This is a genomic window from Rubritalea squalenifaciens DSM 18772, assembly GCF_900141815.1.
Classification (GTDB): domain Bacteria; phylum Verrucomicrobiota; class Verrucomicrobiia; order Verrucomicrobiales; family Akkermansiaceae; genus Rubritalea; species Rubritalea squalenifaciens.
Window position 1 is genome coordinate 263,391 of the sequence record NZ_FQYR01000004.1, and the last position, 17,493, is coordinate 280,883.

Annotated in this window: 16 protein-coding genes; 9 read left to right on the forward strand and 7 right to left on the reverse strand. The window is 51.2% G+C overall.

Features of this window, described 5'->3' with window-relative positions; translation table 11 throughout:
• Window positions 1–124: 124 nt before the first annotated feature.
• From BUB27_RS11360 to rpiB, 5 genes are all read left to right on the forward strand, one after another.
• Window positions 125–586, forward strand: a complete 462-nt coding sequence (locus tag BUB27_RS11360; RefSeq protein WP_143183968.1) for a hypothetical protein — start codon at window positions 125–127, stop codon at window positions 584–586.
• 106 nt (window positions 587–692) lie between these two features.
• Window positions 693–2,681: a transketolase gene (gene tkt, locus BUB27_RS11365; RefSeq protein ID WP_143183969.1), complete on the forward strand. Its 1,989-nt coding sequence runs from the start codon at window positions 693–695 to the stop codon at window positions 2,679–2,681.
• A gap of 221 nt (window positions 2,682–2,902) precedes the next feature.
• On the forward strand, window positions 2,903–3,961 hold the full coding sequence (locus tag BUB27_RS11370) for a hypothetical protein (RefSeq protein ID WP_143183970.1): 1,059 nt from the start codon (window positions 2,903–2,905) through the stop codon (window positions 3,959–3,961).
• Between the two features lie 130 nt (window positions 3,962–4,091).
• Window positions 4,092–4,955, forward strand: a complete 864-nt coding sequence (locus tag BUB27_RS11375; protein ID WP_159434924.1) for an EF-hand domain-containing protein — start codon at window positions 4,092–4,094, stop codon at window positions 4,953–4,955.
• 133 nt (window positions 4,956–5,088) lie between these two features.
• Window positions 5,089–6,762: a ribose 5-phosphate isomerase B gene (gene rpiB / locus BUB27_RS11380; RefSeq protein WP_143183972.1), complete on the forward strand. Its 1,674-nt coding sequence runs from the start codon at window positions 5,089–5,091 to the stop codon at window positions 6,760–6,762.
• A 613-nt stretch (window positions 6,763–7,375) separates the two neighbouring features.
• On the opposite strand, the gene BUB27_RS11385 is transcribed toward rpiB, so the two are convergent.
• Together BUB27_RS11385 and BUB27_RS11390 are read right to left on the reverse strand one after the other, a co-directional pair.
• The gene (locus tag BUB27_RS11385; protein WP_143183973.1) at window positions 7,376–7,996 is read right to left on the reverse strand and encodes a PEP-CTERM sorting domain-containing protein; all 621 of its coding nucleotides are present in this window, start codon (window positions 7,994–7,996) and stop codon (window positions 7,376–7,378) included.
• 168 nt (window positions 7,997–8,164) lie between these two features.
• Window positions 8,165–9,262, reverse strand: coding sequence for a GntR family transcriptional regulator (locus BUB27_RS11390; RefSeq protein ID WP_143183974.1), 1,098 nt, complete (start codon window positions 9,260–9,262; stop codon window positions 8,165–8,167).
• Window positions 9,263–9,369: 107 nt separating this feature from the next.
• On the opposite strand from BUB27_RS11390, the gene BUB27_RS18920 reads away from it, so the two are divergent.
• Window positions 9,370–9,528 carry a hypothetical protein gene (locus BUB27_RS18920; protein ID WP_159434925.1) on the forward strand — a complete coding sequence of 53 codons (159 nt, stop codon included), beginning with the start codon at window positions 9,370–9,372 and terminating at the stop codon, window positions 9,526–9,528.
• A 29-nt stretch (window positions 9,529–9,557) separates the two neighbouring features.
• Here the strand turns inward: BUB27_RS18920 and BUB27_RS11395 are convergent, their stop codons facing one another.
• From BUB27_RS11395 to BUB27_RS11405, 3 genes are read right to left on the reverse strand one after another with little or no spacing between them, the layout of a single operon-like run.
• Window positions 9,558–10,190, reverse strand: coding sequence for a hypothetical protein (locus BUB27_RS11395; protein ID WP_143183975.1), 633 nt, complete (start codon window positions 10,188–10,190; stop codon window positions 9,558–9,560).
• A 15-nt stretch (window positions 10,191–10,205) separates the two neighbouring features.
• Window positions 10,206–10,985 (reverse strand): phosphodiester glycosidase family protein, encoded by a 780-nt coding sequence (locus BUB27_RS11400; protein ID WP_159434926.1) that lies wholly within the window; start codon window positions 10,983–10,985, stop codon window positions 10,206–10,208.
• Window positions 10,986–11,030: 45 nt separating this feature from the next.
• Window positions 11,031–11,951 carry an ArsR/SmtB family transcription factor gene (locus BUB27_RS11405; RefSeq protein ID WP_143183977.1) on the reverse strand — a complete coding sequence of 307 codons (921 nt, stop codon included), beginning with the start codon at window positions 11,949–11,951 and terminating at the stop codon, window positions 11,031–11,033.
• A gap of 55 nt (window positions 11,952–12,006) precedes the next feature.
• Between BUB27_RS11405 and metK the strand changes: the two genes are divergently transcribed.
• From metK to BUB27_RS11420, 3 genes are all read left to right on the forward strand, one after another.
• On the forward strand, window positions 12,007–13,185 hold the full coding sequence (gene metK, locus BUB27_RS11410; protein WP_143183978.1) for a methionine adenosyltransferase: 1,179 nt from the start codon (window positions 12,007–12,009) through the stop codon (window positions 13,183–13,185).
• Window positions 13,186–13,218: 33 nt separating this feature from the next.
• A complete protein-coding gene (ahcY, locus tag BUB27_RS11415) occupies window positions 13,219–14,643 on the forward strand; it encodes an adenosylhomocysteinase (protein ID WP_143183979.1) in 1,425 nt (474 codons plus the stop codon).
• A 164-nt stretch (window positions 14,644–14,807) separates the two neighbouring features.
• Window positions 14,808–15,683, forward strand: a complete 876-nt coding sequence (locus BUB27_RS11420; protein WP_143183980.1) for a DUF4339 domain-containing protein — start codon at window positions 14,808–14,810, stop codon at window positions 15,681–15,683.
• 106 nt (window positions 15,684–15,789) lie between these two features.
• On the opposite strand, the gene BUB27_RS11425 is transcribed toward BUB27_RS11420, so the two are convergent.
• Window positions 15,790–15,996 (reverse strand): dodecin, encoded by a 207-nt coding sequence (locus BUB27_RS11425; protein WP_143183981.1) that lies wholly within the window; start codon window positions 15,994–15,996, stop codon window positions 15,790–15,792.
• 24 nt (window positions 15,997–16,020) lie between these two features.
• Window positions 16,021–17,463 carry a type II CAAX endopeptidase family protein gene (locus BUB27_RS11430; RefSeq protein WP_143183982.1) on the reverse strand — a complete coding sequence of 481 codons (1,443 nt, stop codon included), beginning with the start codon at window positions 17,461–17,463 and terminating at the stop codon, window positions 16,021–16,023.
• Window positions 17,464–17,493: the final 30 nt, after the last annotated feature.

Here is a 17,493-nt window from a genome sequence, read left to right on the forward strand (position 1 = left end):
ATTTTTTTAACCGCATCAGATCCTGATGCGGTTTTTTTGTGTCCAAGAGCTGAGGTTGGGTGTTAGAAAGTTGTTTACCTGTTTGACTATGAGCTTGTTCTTGGTGTAGACATCTCGTGTTGATATGGTGGATGAAGCTATCGTAAAACCAGAAGGGGAGCCTGTGATGCAATACACGGTGATGTTGCAGAACCGTGCAGGGTCTTTAGGTTCCATGGTCAGAATGGTGAGGAACGCCAAGATAGAGATCATTGGGCTGAGTGTTCAGGATTCCAAGGATGCTACCATGGTCAGGATGGTTTCTACTGATCCAGGGGCTCTTTCCTGCTTATTCATGGAGCGCGGTATCAGCTTTACTACGAGTGAACTCGTCGTGGTTGCCCTAAAAGAGACGGGTGAGGGCCTGGGGCGCTGCTTGGACACCTTGATGGCTGCTGAGACAAATGTAGATTTCGCCTACGGTCTGTTGGTTCACCCTCAGCGGCAATCTCTACTAGCACTTCATCTTGAGGATCACTTGTTTGGGCGAGAGGTGCTGACACGTGCGGGCTTTAAAGTGTTTTATCAGGAAGATTTGTCCCGTTGAGGCGGCTTGTCTGGCCTGATATGTCAATGTTGTCGCAAGTTGTGTTGTAAGTGAACGCAATTGCTACTTGTCTGGCACGGCTGCTTAGTAGACTCTTCCGCCATCTATGAATCAGGAAATTCTAAGTCAAGCAGCGAACCAAGCACGCGGACTGGCCATTGATGCTGTCCATGCATGTTCATCTGGCCATTTGGGCCTCCCACTCGGATGTGCCGAGATCGGCGCCGTTCTTTTCGGTCAGTCCCTGAGCTTCAACCCAGATGCTCCTAAGTGGCTCAACCGTGACCGCTTCATTCTCTCTGCAGGTCATGGCTCCATGTTCATCTACACATGGTTGCACATGAGTGGTTACGACCTTTCTTTGGAAGATCTTAAGAATTTCCGCCAGCTTCACAGCAAGACTCCAGGTCACCCAGAGAACTTTGAGACTCCTGGTGTCGAGGCGACCACTGGTCCACTTGGTCAGGGTGTAGGCAATGCTGTTGGTTATGCGATGTCTGGCAAGCGTGCTGCTGCCAAGTACAACACTGCTGAGCACACCATCTTTGACCACCACGTAGTTGCACTTGCTGGTGACGGCTGTCTCCAGGAAGGTGTGGCTCGCGAGGCGATCGAGTATGCCGGTCACAACGGTCTCGATAACCTGATCCTCATCTACGATAGCAACGACGTGACTCTCGATGCTATGGCTAACGTCACTCAGGGTGAGAAGGCTGAAGTTTACTTCGCTTCCCAAGGTTGGGATGCAGAAGTGATCAATGGCCACGACCTTGCAGCAGTTCATGGTGCTGTTGAAAATGCCAAGAGCAACAACAACGGCAAACCAAAGATCATCATTGCCAAGACACTTATTGGTAAGGGCATTCCTCAGGTTGAAGGTTCCCAGAAGGCACACGGTGAAGGCGGTGCTGCATTCTCTGTCGAGGCACGCCAAGGCCTCGGTCTTCCAGCTGAGACATTCCATGTTTCTGATGAAGTTTATGCCTACTTCAAAGAGCAGAAGGAAAAGCAAATCGCCCAGTTCGAAGAGTGGCAAAAGACATTCGAAGCTTGGAGTGCTGCTAACCCAGAGCTTGCTGAAGAGCTTGCAAACGGCGTAGGCAATATCATTCCTAGCGACCTTCTCGACCGCATCCCTGAGTTCGATGCTGATTATGCAGACGCTACTCGTAACAGCGGTGGTGTAGTCATCAACAAAGTGGCTCAGGAAGTTCCTCAGCTTCTCACCGGTTCAGCTGACCTTTTCGGTTCCACTAAGAACTACATCAAGGATGGTGGTGATTTCTCCGCTACTGATCCTGGTGGACGTAACATCTGGTTCGGCATTCGTGAGCACGCAATGGGTGCGATCTGCAACGGTATCGCCTATGATGGTATCTTCCGCGCAAGTGGTGCTACTTTCCTGGTATTTGCTGATTACCTTCGTCCATCTATCCGCCTCGCGGCACTTGCTGGCCTTCCTGTGACCTACATCTTCACACACGATTCCGTGGGTGTGGGTGAAGACGGCCCTACTCACCAACCTGTGGAAACAGTAAGCGGTCTCCGCGTGATTCCAGGTCTTGATGTGATTCGTCCGGCAGATCCTGAAGAAGTAGCCGCTTCCTATGCAGCTGCCATGGCGCGCGTGGATGGTCCTACGGCTCTTATCTTCTCACGTCAGAAGGTTCGCTCCAATGTGGAGACTCCTGCTTCAGTTCGCCGTGAAGGTACCCTCAAGGGTGGTTATGTTCTCCGTGAGGAGAAGGGCGACCTTAAGCTCATCCTCATGGCATCCGGTTCTGAAGTTGGTCACATCATCGAGGCTGCTGAGCAGCTTGGTGAAGGTGTTCGTGTGGTGTCCATGCCATGTATCGAGCGCTTCAACCGTCAGAGTGCTGATTACAAGAAGAGTGTTCTTCCATGCTGCTGCTCCAAGCGTATCGCCATTGAGGCCGGTGTTTCCGATCTCTGGCACCAGTTCACAGGCTTCGAAGGTCGCGTGATTGGTATCGACCGCTTCGGTATCTCGGCTCCAGGTAACACGGTGATGAAGGAGCTTGGTATGACTGCTGACAATGTAGTTGCTGTCGCCAAGGAGCTTCTGGGTCACTAGGTTTACTGACAGATTCTTACAAACGGGTGATACTGCTAAGCATCACCCGTTTTTTTTGGAGAAAGGTGAGGCGTTTGTGGGAAATTATGAATAAATCCGGAGAAAGATCATGAAAGGCCCTCACGTAAAAAGCTATCATGGAATGGCAACCATGGATTTTCACTAGTCTACTAACGGCCTCATTGTGTGTGAGCTGTGCGACTCAAGAGGTGGATCGGAGCATGGGTAAGCACTCGGAGCATGAAGGCCGGGTGTACTCAAGAGAGGTGATGGCTCAGTCGCCTTTCAAGCCAGTTAAGCTCAGCTGGGGGCAAGCCCGCGAACTGATGAAGGAGAGAAACCCTCATTATCGCTCTGCAGCTCTCAGTTATAACCGGGCGACGACTTCCACTTCCCTAGTGAAGAACTTCAGTACGCATATGGGGGGATCGATTGAAGATACCGTCAAGGGTATCGTAAATCCCAAAGATCTGGCTCAGACTTTTAAAGAGCCATCCGTTGGGTTGCCTAAGCAGCTCAGTTCTATCAGTTCCTTGAAGGATGTGAGTCACAAAATGGCTCAGGAAGAGTGGGAGCTGAAAGAGAAGGAGGTGATTGCGGAAAAGAAGATGCGTGAACAGATTGTGGATCTTCAGCTCCTATTCCGCAGAAGTGCTGTAATTGAGAAGCATATGAGCTGGGTGGAGGATGCCAAATCCAAAAAAGAGCTGGATGCTGAGGCTAAGAAAGAATTGGCTAAATTTGAGGCCAAGCTCAAAGCCGACCGTAAGGCCTGGCTCGGAGAGGTGAGGGATTATTTCAATGCCGAGTACTTTGATGTGCAATTTGTCCAAGGTGACAATGATATGCCTGATTACAGGAACATTGCTGAACCAGATTTTGCCCAATGGCAGCGCTGGGGGATGCTCAGCCGTGTGGAGTCTCTGGCGGGAGCTCTCAAAAAGGAGCATGAGAAGAGTAAGCCGGCTATACCAGGCACGGACGTACTGAAGGACAAGCTGTCCATGATGGTGAATGATGGCGATACCAAGCTGGATGCCGAGCTAGACACGCAGAGTGTGCGTAATTCCGTGCGTACGTTGATTCGTAGTTGGCGCGGGATGAAGGTGGCTCAGAATGAAGCGGATGTGCTCCGCAGAGAGATCAAACCGCTACAGTCCTCGGCTGGAGCTAGCAAGACTCTCGTCTCCAAGATGTCCAAAATCTACTCTCTGGAGTTAACGGAAGTGAAGCATGCCAAGGAGGTGTGGATGATGGATGAGCGCTGCTGGGCGGACTGATCAGCGGGTATTTTGTAAAAATTGCACCTTGTTTCTGTATTTTTGCAACTTTGTATGTAGAGGAGGGTTTCAGCTAATGAAGAGGCGAGTGATGAGCCTCATGAACTCTCAAAGATATAAAGTTATGAAGATGAAAAACGTAAGACAATGGCTCGCCGCAGGTGTGACGGTTGCAAGTGTTGTCGGTGCGGGAAATCTTTTTGCGGAGGATGCCAAAGACAAGCCTGAGAACCGACGTGAAGCCATGCTCAAGCGCTTCGATAAGGACAGTGACGGGAAACTCTCTGAGGAAGAGAAGGCTGAGCTCCGCAAGGCTAGGCAAGAGAGGTCAGGCGATCGTCCAGAGCGCAAGCGTGGCTGGAGCCGTGATGGCGATAGTGACCGCCATAAAGCAATGCGCGAAAAGCTCTTGAAAGAGTTTGATAAAGATGGCGATGGGGAGCTCTCCGATGAAGAGAAAAAAGCTGCTCGTGAGGCCTGGGCCAAGCGCCGTGAAGACCGCAACAAGCGCGAAGCTGCCGTACATGCTAAGTTTGTTCAGAAATACGATACAGACGGAGATGGCAAGCTCTCAGAGCAGGAGAGGAAGTCAGCCCGTGCAGCCATGACCGAAGCTTATGAAGCCTTCAAAGCTGAGATGGTGAAGCTCTATGATGCAGATGGAGACGGCAAGCTTTCAGAGGATGAGCGTCAGACCGCCCGTGATAAGGAGAAGGAAAAGATGCTCGAGAAGTTTGATAAGGATGGTGATGGCGAGCTGAACAAAGAAGAACGTCAGGCTGCCTTTGATGATATGCTGGAGAACCGCCCGTTCCGTATCATGCATCACATGATGAGAAAGCATCATGACCATAAGCATGGTCATCGTGGAGAGGGGGGCCCTCGCGGTCAAAAGGGGGATAAGCCTGGCCGTGGTCCAAGAGGTGATGGTCCTCCTGCTGAGAGAAGAGGCCCGCGTGGACCTGCTCCAGATGAGGTGCCCAAGAATTTTTAACTACAATCAGTAGGTGTGTAAGGATAGACGCCCCCGCTTCGGCGAGGGCGTCTTTTTACGTCTGTAGTCATTTGACGGTTGCGTTTTTAGGCTCGTCACGGAATAAGTGCCTTGCAGACAAAGCAACAGACTGATGAGTACTTCCAAATACCGCATTGCCCTTGGCGCCGACCACGGCGGAGTAGAACTGAAAAATGCCATCGTCAGCCACCTTAAGGCTGCCGGTCATGATGTGACCGACTATGGCACTGATTCCAAGGAGTCAGTAGATTACGCAGATTTTGCCAATGAAGTGGCTATCGAGGTAGGTGCTGGTACGTATGAGTATGGCTTCCTCGTTTGCACTTCTGGTGTCGGTGTTTGCATGGCTGCAAACCGTTTCCAGGGTGTCCGTGCCGCTAACGTCCGTAACGTCGAAGAGACAGTCATTACCCGTGAGCACAACAACGCGAACATCCTCTGCCTCGGCCAGAAGGCGGTGGAAGAGTCCGTCGCTCTCGCTATGGTAGATGCTTTCCTTTCCACCGAATTTGCTGAAGGTCGCCACGTGCCACGTGTACACAAGGCTTCCGGTAGTGCGATTGCTGTGAGTGATCCAGCAGTGTTAGCTGCAATCGATGCAGAAGGACGCCGTCAGCGTCAGAACATTGAGCTCATTGCTTCCGAGAACTTCACCAGCCGCGCCGTCATGGAAGCGCAGGGAAGTCTCCTCACCAACAAGTATGCTGAAGGTTACCCAGGCCGCCGCTGGTACGGTGGTTGTGAGAACGTGGACGTTGTTGAGCAGATCGCTATCGATCGCTTGAAGGAGCTTTTCGGTGCAGACCACGCCAACGTTCAACCACACAGTGGTTCTCAGGCAAATACTGCTGTTTATTTCTCCGTTCTGAAGCCAGGCGACAAGATTCTCACTATGGATCTCGCTCACGGTGGTCACTTGACCCACGGTCATAGAGCCAACTTCTCCGGAAAGTTCTACGAAGTGACTCACTATGGTGTGACTGAAGAAGACGAGACAATCGACTACGATGCTCTCGAAAAAGTCGCTGTTGAACTTCAGCCAAAACTCATCACGACTGGTGCGAGTGCTTACCCACGTGTCATCGACTTTGAGCGCATGGGTCAGATCGCCAAGAAAGTAGGTGCATATCTCTTTGTAGACATGGCGCACATCGCTGGTCTCGTAGCCGCAGGCGTTCACCCGAACCCAGTACCACACGCAGATTTCGTCACTTCCACCACTCACAAGTCCCTCCGCGGTCCACGTGGTGGCATCATCCTGTGTAAGGAAGAATACGCCAAGAAGATCGACGCGACCGTTTTCCCGGGTATCCAGGGTGGTCCTCTCATGCACGTGATCGCTGCCAAGGCAGTGTGCTTCGGTGAGGCTCTCAAGGATGACTTCAAGACCTACAGTGAGCAGGTCGTGAAGAACGCCAAAGCCATGGCTGCACGCCTTGCGTCCCACGGTTACCGCATCGTTTCCGGTGGTACAGATAACCACCTCATGCTCGTTGATCTCCGCCCTGCGGGTATCGACGGGGGCATCGCCCAGCACGCTCTGGACGAGGCTGGCATTACCGTGAACAAGAACTCCATCCCATTCGACACCGCAGGCCCATTCAAGCCAAGCGGCATCCGTATCGGTACTCCAGCCGTCACCACACGTGGCATGGACGAGGCTGCGGTCGAAAAAGTGGCTGACCTCATCCACGAGGCTCTTCAGTCTCACGATGACGAAGCCAAGCTTCACGAAATCCGCGAACGCGTCTTCGAGTTCAACCGCGCCTTCCCACTTCCTCGCTAATTGCGAAAGGATAGACTAATCTAGCAAAAAGCCAGTGCCGGAAGGTACTGGCTTTTTTGTGTGTAGCTTTGGCTGAAAATGTTGGTTGTTATATTTCAAAGGAGTAATTTAAAAACATTTCTATGAGTGGTGTAAGCATAGAGATGGATGATCTACAGAGTGGTGATTTAGTTACGCGGACAAATGTCTCTCTTGGGGAGTTGAAAGAATGTATCAAAAAATTGGATGGGCAGAGACATAGTATCATGACATTGAGAATACTGGGAGCAGAGTGTTATGGGCATATGTGCATAGGGGGAGGGCCAGACCTTTATATAGTTTACTACACAATGAATAATTTGAGTTTTCATCAGTTGGTCTCAAGTACTGACAAAGGAGATGACTTTATAACCCTATTTATAGGCGATGAGTCTTATTATCCCGTCAATCATTGTGTGGGTTTTGAGAAGGCGTGGAAGGCTATCGTCTATTATTTCACGAACCAGTGCATAGATGGTAACTCTCTGTGGATGGAGTGTTGATGAGGCTATGAAGCCTAGGAAACGCAAAAAACGGCCACTCCGCAAAGAGTGACCGTTCTTCGACTTGTGATGAAAATTTGTCAGTCCATAGCCTATCTGCGGCGTCTGAGTATGAAAGTGATGGCTCCGAGACCGATGAGCGCGGTGGAGCTTGGCTCTGGAACGGCGGTGAAGTCGGATACAGTTACGTCATCAAAGCTAGCTCCACCCGATGTGGCTGATTCCAAGAATAAGCGTACTTTAACATCACCAGTTTGATTGATGGCGATAGATTCACTAGTCCATCCACCCTGAGGGCCACCAGTGATATCAATTGTGCTGACAGTATTCCAAGCTTCAGAGCCATTCAGGGCGTCTGTAGTCCACTGGACCAGGAGATTACCTGAACTAGTGGTGAATCGTTCCCAATTGAAATCGATGGTGCCAATGCCTGCAGAGCCACTGGGATCCACGGCGATGTATTGGTCGACAGTAGACACGTTTCCGATGACAGCGGATTGGGTGCCTGTGAGGGCTTGTCCGCCCCAGGCTCCAGCATAGTTACCAGCATCACCAGCGATCCAGCGGGCGCCGTCTGAGGTGGTTACGTCAAAGCCGCCAGTGACGGCGGTGGGAAATCCTTCGCCAGTTTCAAAGCTGGTAGTGGCTATGATAGCAGCATGGGATGTCAGACATGATGCAGCGAGTGCTGCGAGGGTTAAGGTGAGTTTCATATTTTTGCGTTTGGTTAAGTAGGGAAAACTCACGAATCACTTTGCTTGATAAAATGAAGCTGTTGTCTTCCCGAGTACAAACGCAAGCTAGATGAGCACAATGGTGCCATGCAAATTGCTCCATGTGGTATACCGAGGTACCAGTTGTGTCTCTCTGGTATCCTGCTCTTAACTAGTTTGTGATATGCTTCCTCCCTTGACGAAATCAGGCGTGATCAGACGCTGAGAGCCAGATTGAGAATTTGGGTGCGTTAGGTATTCGACGATACTTTTGAAGACGGCTTTTGGGTAGTCGTCAATAGGTATATGATAACCAGCCACAGTAGGATTCAAGTAAGTGAGCACCTTGTCGTAGGAGAGGCAGAGAAGTGATAGATTTTCTGGTACTCGGTATCCCATGTTAACAGCAGTGGTGAATGCTGTGATTATGGCATAAGGGGTGGGAGAGAGTAGAATGGTTGGGGTGTCTTTTGTTTTATTGAGGAGTTGTGTCACCGCTCTAGCAATGGACTCAGGTGTGTCCTGATGACCAGCCATATGGATATTAGAGTCTGCTAGATTGAGCTTCAAAGTATCAGTGAGTATTTGGATGCCCCGTTTCTCGGGTACGGGGTGGATAAGCCCAATCTGTGTATGGCCCAGTCTTTGTATGACTGAGGCTGCGTGCACGCCCACGGCAGCTTGATCAATGTCTACACAGGGGAGATTGATGTCTATCCAAGTGCTGCCGAGCACAATACAGGGAATGTGTTGTTCCTTGAACCACTTCTGGATGGGAAGGCTCGAGTGCTGAAGTAGATAGAGGTCGGCTGGGTTTTGTTGGATAAATTGGCTGAGGCGAAATGCTGGGCGCTCGATGTGCCGGATATCCAGTGCTCGGTGCATAGGGGTGACACCTATCTTGGAGCAATAGCTGCTCAATCTACTCTGAAGTAGTCTCTCAGCGCCACCCATGTGATCCAGTGGCAAGGGAGCCATGGTGACAACGTTACTTCCCTGAATGCTGTTTGCAGAGATGTTGAGTTCAGTGCCGAAAGGTGGTGGGCTGAGGATTTGACGCCTACGGCCATGTTCTGCGCGGCTAATCCAAGCTTCTTTTTCTAGTTGCTCGATAGCTTTACGCAGAGTGTTGCGACTGATTTGTAGCCTCTTGGCTAGCTCTCTTTCTCCGGGGAGAACTTTCGACAGTCTGCCGTGCTGAATTTCCTCTTTCAGGGCATCCGCTGCGAGAAGGACTCTATTGTGTTGTGGAGGAAGGGATGGCATTTTTGATTTGTATCATAGACGTGGTGGCAAGAGCAAAGTGGAAGGCTGAATACTCAGGGGGCTCCAGTGTTGCATGTGCTGGTATCGTGGTTACAGTTCCCAAAGTCATGAGACTTTCTTTACTATCTCTTATCTCACTCCTGGCACTGGTGTCTTGCGATGAGTTCAGTAAATCCGAGCCGAAGCCCGGTGAGGAGGAGCTGGTGACTCCGGAGGAAAAAAAAGCTTTGGAGGAGTATACTGATGGGTCCTTCAATAAGTCCTGAGAAACCTAGACGTAGCCCAGAGGCTGGCACTAATTTTGGCGTGCAAGCTTCACGCTGAGAATGCATGGAGCTGCGTTGAGCTCTTTGAGGTAAAGATGCAAGTTGTCACCACGGTTTACCCAAAAACCACTTTGAAGGCCATTGGTGAGTTCGATGGCGGTGACGAAGTTGGCTTTCTTTTGCTTGAGTATCCAGTCTAAAGCATAGGCGAGTTGCTGACGTGTCATGACGGGTGCATAGCCCAGTATCCAGCGTGATTTACCGTCATGGAGTAGGAAGGTTCTACGCTCATGAAGAGTCTCATCCAGGCTACCTGTCATGGAGCTGTTGCGGAGGAGGTAGGGGCCGACTTTGATCGATGAGTCAGTCGCGTGATCATGGAGGCTGATTTTGCCATTGATGACATCAAGGTGAACTCCTTTGGGGTGGCCGTTCTTACCAAGACCTATAGAAACGCCTGCCATTTCTCCGTCCCTGTCCATCATGTCTCCTAGCTTCTTGTGGCCATTGCTGATTTTACTTTCCAGACGATTTTCGGAGAAGTGGTAGAGGTTCAGGGTGACAACACGACCTTCAGGATTCATGTGGGCGTGTATCGTCTGGTGCTGTGCAGCCAGAGGCAGCAGCAATGCCAGCCAGATCATCTGAATATAACGTACCATTTGGGAAATTGGGTGTCAGGGGGTAGGTTTGAGTATAAGGAAGTTTCGCACAGGTTTATTGAAAAACGAGCGGAATGTCTTTTCTCCCCCAGGGACTGCTGCGCTGATCCATAAGTCCGAGGAGCGTCCTCCGTCAAGGTTCATGGCATTTGAAATCTGACATCCGGCAAGTTTCTTGCCAGCAATGGCTTTGGAGAGTTGCTCCAGTGTGCAGGCGTCCGCGTAGCCTATGAGCCAGTGATCCGCCCCGTCGTGGGCGATGAAGGAGCGCTTGCGTGCGTTTTGCTTGGAGAGGCCCTTCACTGTATGGCCGCCATCAGATAGCATAGGGCCGGCCTGGAGGAGATGGTTGGGTGTCAGGTTTTTGGTGAGATTGCTGAGGTGTTTGCGCCGGGCTATGGCGGTGATTTTTTTATTTGTATCGATGTAGTAAAATGCAGAACCCAGTGAGGAGGGGTTGTTGTAGCCGCGCTTGGTGCCGTTTTCGATAACGAGTCCTAGGGGTTTGCCCTCTGGGGTGAAGAAACCTGCATTGATAGAGGCGAGGGCTTGTTTGGCTGTGCCGCAGGATTTGGCATCAGGCCAGAGTGAACCCGGGCCCTTTGGTTGATCGGCGACTTCGAGATGATATTGGCGACTGTCGAAGCTGATCAGGTGGAGGGTCACGCCTTCGGAGCTGACTTGATGGTATGCAAGGGGAAGGATGGATTGCTTGGGCTTGGGGTTCGCTTCATCGGCCTTGGTGCAGCTGAGACAAGTCAAGGCGACAAACAAGGTCATGAAAATTTTCGGCACACCATCCATACGCTTAAGCGCAGGATAATCTTGCGTGGTGAATGATCAAGCAGGGAGGCGTGCAGTCCCAAGGAGTGTCTGGAAGTGTGGGGCTTCGTCTTCTCGATCCACGATGGCGGTATCTACATCGCAGAAGCCAGCCTGTTCTAGTTTGGTGGCGAGGTCGACTTCGGAGAATCCCAGCCAGACGTCGTGGTAAAGCTCCCGGGCCTGCTCAAACTGGTGCTGCAGAAGATCCAGGACCACGATGGTGCCACCCGGTTTCAGGATACGGGCGGCTGATACGAGGGCGCGCTCAGGCTTCTGTGCATGGTGGAGGGCCTGGCTGAAAATTACCAAATCCACTGAGGCATCATCGATGGGAGGGGACTCGATATCTCCCAGGCGGTACTCAAGGTTCGGGAGTTTGTTTTCTTTGGCGAGTTCTTTACCGAACTCGACCATCTTTTCGGAGTTGTCGATCGCGATGACTTTCTTGGCGCGTTGGGCGAGCAGCTGGGAAAGGGTACCTTCACCCGCACCGAGATCGGCCACCGTCTCGTAGTTGAGAATCTTGAGCAGAGCTTCGGAGAGGCCTTTCCAAGAGCGGCCGGGGACATACTGACGGCCAAACTTGCCCGCCAGCTCGTCAAAATAGGCGCGGGCTCGGTCACGGCGTTTTCGTAGAGTGAGGCGGAGTGCTGCACGGTCGGCAGAAATTTCCGGGATTTCCTCGGCTGCCTGACGGGCGACTTGCATCAGGTCTGGAGGGGCGCTTGCAGAGTAGAGGTTGTTCTTGCCGACCCTGCGATCAGTGGCAAGCTGGTTGGTTTTTAGCTGGCCTAGCTGGGTGGAAATGCGGCTTTGGCCCATGCCGAGAATACTCTGAAGCTCGGCCACGCTAAGCTCTTCCTCATCAATAAGCATGAGGATGCGAAGGCGGGTCGGATCGGACAGGATTTTTAGCGAATTGAGAATTGACGTCATCTGAAGCTGGTTTATATCAACGCATCAAGATTTGTTGATGCAACTCTAAAATTTTATGAATAGACCATACATTTTCTCCTCTGAGTCCGTTACTGAGGGTCATCCAGACAAAGTCTGTGATACGATTTCCGATGTGATTTTGGATGCCTGCCTTGAGCAGGACATCAATAGCCGTGTGGCTTGTGAAACTTTTGTGAAAGACAACGTGGTTGGCTTGGCTGGTGAGATTACGACTCACGCAGACTTTGACAGCCGTAGTCTGGTTGAGAAGGCGATTCGTGAAATCGGCTATGTGCATGACGACTGCAAGTTCAACGCGAATAGCTTCTTTTTCGTCAACCTGATCGGCCAGCAGTCTCCAGACATCGCTCAAGGTGTGGATGCAGCTGCCGCGCAGGACAAACTCATCGCAGAACAAGGCGCCGGTGACCAAGGTATTATGTTTGGTTACGCATGTAACGAGACGCCTGAGCTGATGCCTGCACCTATCAGCTACTCTCACAAATTGGGCCGTGAACTGACACTGCTCCGCAAGAGTGGCCAGCACAAATGGCTTCGTCCTGATTCCAAGACTCAGGTTTCCATGGAGTATGTTGATGGTAAGCCAAGTCGCGTGACTGCTGTGGTGGTCTCCACCATGCACTCCTCAGATATCACCACAGGTGAAATTCGCCAGATTCTGAAGAAGGACCTCATCCAGCGTGTGATTCCAGCTAACCTCCTGACCGACGACACAGAACTCCTGATCAATCCGACCGGTCTCTTTGTGATCGGTGGCCCTGAGGGTGATGCAGGACTAACAGGACGTAAGATCATTGTAGATACCTACGGTGGGACTGGTCGTCATGGTGGTGGTGCATTCTCTGGTAAGGATCCATCCAAGGTGGACCGCTCTGCGGCATACATGTGCCGCTGGGTCGCTAAGAATATTGTGGCTGCAGGACTCGCTGAGAAAGCTGAGATCCAGGTGGCGTATGCGATCGGTTACCCACACCCAGTGAGTATCAGTGTGAATACCTTCGGCACCGGTACTGTCGATGAGGCGAAGATCGAAGCGGCAGTGAAGGAAGTATTCTCCTTCAAGCCAGCAGATATCATTACCCAACTCGACCTGGTGCGTCCAATCTACCGTCACACCACCAACTACGGTCACTTCGGCCGTGAAGACAATCTCTCCGCTCTGACTTGGGAGAAGAAGAACAAGGTGGATGATCTTAAAGCTGCAATTTCCTAACACGTAAAACTTAACACCTAACACTTAAACATTATGTCCACTACTTTAGAAGTAACCGATTACAAGGTGGCCGATATCTCCCTCGCTGACTTTGGTCGCCGCGAAATCGAGATCGCCGAGCACGAAATGCCTGGCCTGATGGCCATCCGTGAAAAGTACGCAGCAGACAAGCCGCTCGCAGGCGTACGTATCATGGGCTCCCTGCACATGACCATCCAGACCGCTGTTCTTATCGAGACGCTTACAGCTCTCGGTGCCGACGTGCGCTGGTGCTCTTGCAATATTTTCTCTACACAGGATCACGCGGCTGCGGCTATCGCGGTTTCCGGTGTGCCTGTATTCGCCTGGAAGGGTGAGACTCTCGAGGAATACTGGGAGTGCACTTGGAATGCGATCGTTAACCGCGACGGCGAAGGCCCTCAGCTCATCGTTGACGATGGTGGTGATGCGACTCTCTTTATCCACAAAGGATACGAGTTGGAGAATGGTTCCGATTGGGTCAATACGCCGTCTGGTTCCCAGGAAGAGCAGGTCATCAAGAATCTTCTCAAGAAAGTCCATGCAGAGCAGCCAGGAATCTTTGCTAAGATCATCGCTGACTGGAAGGGTGTTTCTGAGGAAACCACCACCGGTGTACACCGTCTCTACCAGATGGCCAAGGAAGGTAAGCTTCTTGTTCCTGCGATCAACGTGAACGATTCCGTGACCAAGTCCAAGTTCGATAACCTCTATGGATGTCGTGAGTCCCTCGTGGACGGTATCAAGCGTGCGACCGACGTGATGATTTCCGGCAAGGTGGCCGTGGTTTGCGGATACGGTGATGTGGGTAAAGGCTGTGCTCAGGCTCTTCGTGGTCAGGGTGCACAGGTCGTTGTGACTGAGATCGACCCGATCTGTGCGCTGCAGGCAGCCATGGAAGGTTTCCGTGTTCTCACTGTTGAGGATACACTCGGCTGGGGTGACATCTACGTGACCACCACTGGGAACTACGACATCATCCGCCTCGAGCACATGGAGAAGATGAAGGATCAGGCCATCGTTTGTAACATCGGCCACTTCGATAATGAGATTCAGATCGACAAGCTCAACAATGCAGAAGGCGTGGTGAAGACTAACATCAAGCCTCAGGTAGACAAGTATACCTTCCCGGCAGGCAATAGCCTCTACATGCTGGCGGAAGGTCGCCTTGTAAACCTCGGTTGTGCGACTGGTCACCCATCCTTCGTGATGTCCAACAGCTTTGCAAACCAGACACTCGCTCAGATTGACCTCTGGTTGAACAAGGATGAGTACAAGGCTGGTGAAGTGAAAGTGCTTCCTAAGCATCTCGACGAAGAAGTAGCTCGTCTCCACCTCGGTAAGATCGGTGCCAAGCTGACGACACTTCGCCAGGATCAGGCGGATTACATCAGCGTGCCTGTGGAAGGTCCATACAAGCCAGACCACTACCGCTACTAAGATCGCAAAAGAATCGTCTTTTAGCTTGAACGCTACCCTAGGTCCTAGGGTAGCGTTTCACGTTTTCAGGGCAAAGGCTCCTCACTTTCTCCCGATTTTCCCCTCAGCGGTGAACGGGCTTTCCTCAAAACCTCAACAGAGCATTGACCTAAAATACCAACCCAATGAGTGCAGCATCCACAGAGCCAGTATGGCACTATACTTCCCAGAACCAACGTAAAGGCCCAGTGACACTGGAGAATCTACAGACTCTGGTCAGCAGAGGTAGGTTGGATTTGCAGAAGGATATGGTTTGGAACCCTGAGATGCCTGAGTGGACTTTGGCTGGCAGTGTGCAAGAGTTGGCCAAAGTTAAAGTGGACCCGACAGCTGCGCCAGCTGCGAAGCCTGCCGTAGCACCGTCACTCTCAGCGCCAGCTCAGCAAGCAGCAGTGCCACCTGCTAAACAACCCAAGAAGCCTGAGAAAGTGGCCGAGTCGACTAGTCCTTACCAGACTCCACGTGCGCAGGGGGCTGATACAGGGGAGCTAGAGGCTGCCATGAAACATCGGTCTGACGAGAAATATCCAGGTGTAGGTAGACTAGGCTATGTTATCTATCCGTTATTTACCCTGTTACTGATCTATCCTCTATCTCTGGCAATAGCTGGTTTTTCGAGCGATATTGAGTCGCCGATTGTGAGGATAATACTAAACATGGGAGTGCTGTTAGTGTTGTTGATCGGTCTTCTGTACCCAACTTTTGGGAGATTTACGAATCTGAGAATGTCTGGGTGGTATTTCTGGCTCTTGTTTGTCCCAATCGCGAACCTCTGGGTAGGGTATCGCCTATTTGCTTGCCCTCCGGGATATGGAGAGCATAAAAAAATGGATGTTATAGGATGGATATTAGCGACTTTGTATGGACTGGTGTGCACTCTTCATATTTTAGGCGTAGTTCTCTATGTCACGAATGACGAATTTCAAAGAGAATTCGATGAATCCTTTGAAAAGGGATACCAGGAAGAATTACAGCGTCAGCGAGAGAAGCAGGGGCGCTAAATGAATATCTATAATCATTGTCTTGGTGAAATAGATAGCCTTGAGCCTCTGATTTGGGTGACCTTTACTTCAGCGAACTCACGCTCCATTAGTGTCCGTGTGATACTTAATCAATCGTGAAGCCGATCTTTAAGGTCACTTGATAGTGGGCGACTTTTTGATTTTCAATATGGCCACGTGTCTCGGTGACTTCGAACCAGCGCATGTTGCGGATGCTCTCTGAAGCTTTGGCAAGTGCGTTCTCGATCGCTTTCTCGATGGAGTCTGGAGACGAACCGACGATTTCTATTTTTTTGTAAATGTGATCTGACATCCTGTCACTATAGCACAGGATCTATCAGTTCGCCAAGTAGACGTTCCAAGTCTCGAAATAGAGCCAGGCATTGAATCCTGCATGAGCAATAATACTCGGCCAGAGAGTCCTGGATTTGAGGTAGGCGAGGCCCAGAAGCATGCCCATGATAAATACGTGGATGGAGTCCGTGAAGCCCTGCACGTGCACAAGCGAGAAGAGAAGTGAGGTGAAGAAGAGTGCGATGAAGGTGCCCAGTTTCCGTCTCAATGCGGTTAGTAGGATACCTCTGAAGAGTAGTTCCTCAGTAAATGGGGCGATGATGACAGAGGCGATGATCGAATAGATGAAAATCAGTGGTTTGGACGAGGCTGAGCCTATCCCTTCCAAGCCTGTAATGTAGTCTCCTATCCTGTGGGGGGCGAGATATCTGTGGAGGAAGAAATACGAGAAGATTCCGATTCCCAGGCAGAGGGAGACCGCTGGGATAGTGAGCTTAAAGGAGCGTAGAGGCGAGCAGCTGTCTTTCCTCTTACAGAAGTGCAGGTAGATCAAGGCAGCTGTCACCGGAACTATTCTGTAGAGGGCGTCAGCGATGACGAAGCTTGCTTGGTCTGAGAGCTGGAGGATATAGAGGCAGATTTTATGAAGATACAGGTAGGTGTACGTGGATGCGTACTCCAGCAGGAGGAACATGAAGAGGCCAGCGATGATCCCTGGTTCGATTGCTGAGGGCTGGAGACGGTCAAGGGTGCGAATATTGAAAAGCACATAGATGAGTCCAATGGCCAGGCAGGTGTAGCAAAAGCCGATACTTATCGCACGGAAGAGCAGCTTCCTGTCGGCGTTATCGGTATCGAGGATGTCATTGAGTGAATCATCGATAGGACTGTTGCCCGGTAAATCCAGGTGCAGCGTGTACCAGAATCCTGCTTCACTATAGTGAGGGTAGCGGTCCTGATGTTCCTCGATGGCTGCGAGTTGGCTTTGGTTAAGTGGATGGTTCCTGGCGAGTGAAAAGATGATGTCAGCGTATGGGCTTTTACTCTTCCTGGCGATCTCGATGGCCTTCTCCTGCTGTCCTGCTCGCAGATAGAGAGATGCCAGATAAAGGTCGGCACCTTCGTAGGCAGCTTCTTTGGGGTACTCTTCGTTGTATTGCTCCAGTAGAACGATGGCCCTGCCTACGGCTTGCTCTTGGCTGGAAATAGAGAGGATCCAGCGAGTCGTGTCACCGAGTTCCATCCGGGATGCGGCTTCTGCGAGCTGAATTTCACTATGGCTGAAGCTTTGGATATAAACCGCAGTCTGTTGATCTGGGGATCGCTGGTAATACCATGCGATAAAGGTCTCAAAACCCCAGACAGGTAAAACGATCAGTACGATCAGGGCAAGCAGCCACTTTTTCACCAAACCAATAGTGCTTGGTAATTGCCTTTCATCCGGGGGGGAAGATGAGGGGGGAGACTGACGTGGTGCCCAACTCATTGTTGCCAGAATTGGGTGAAGTGGGGGCTA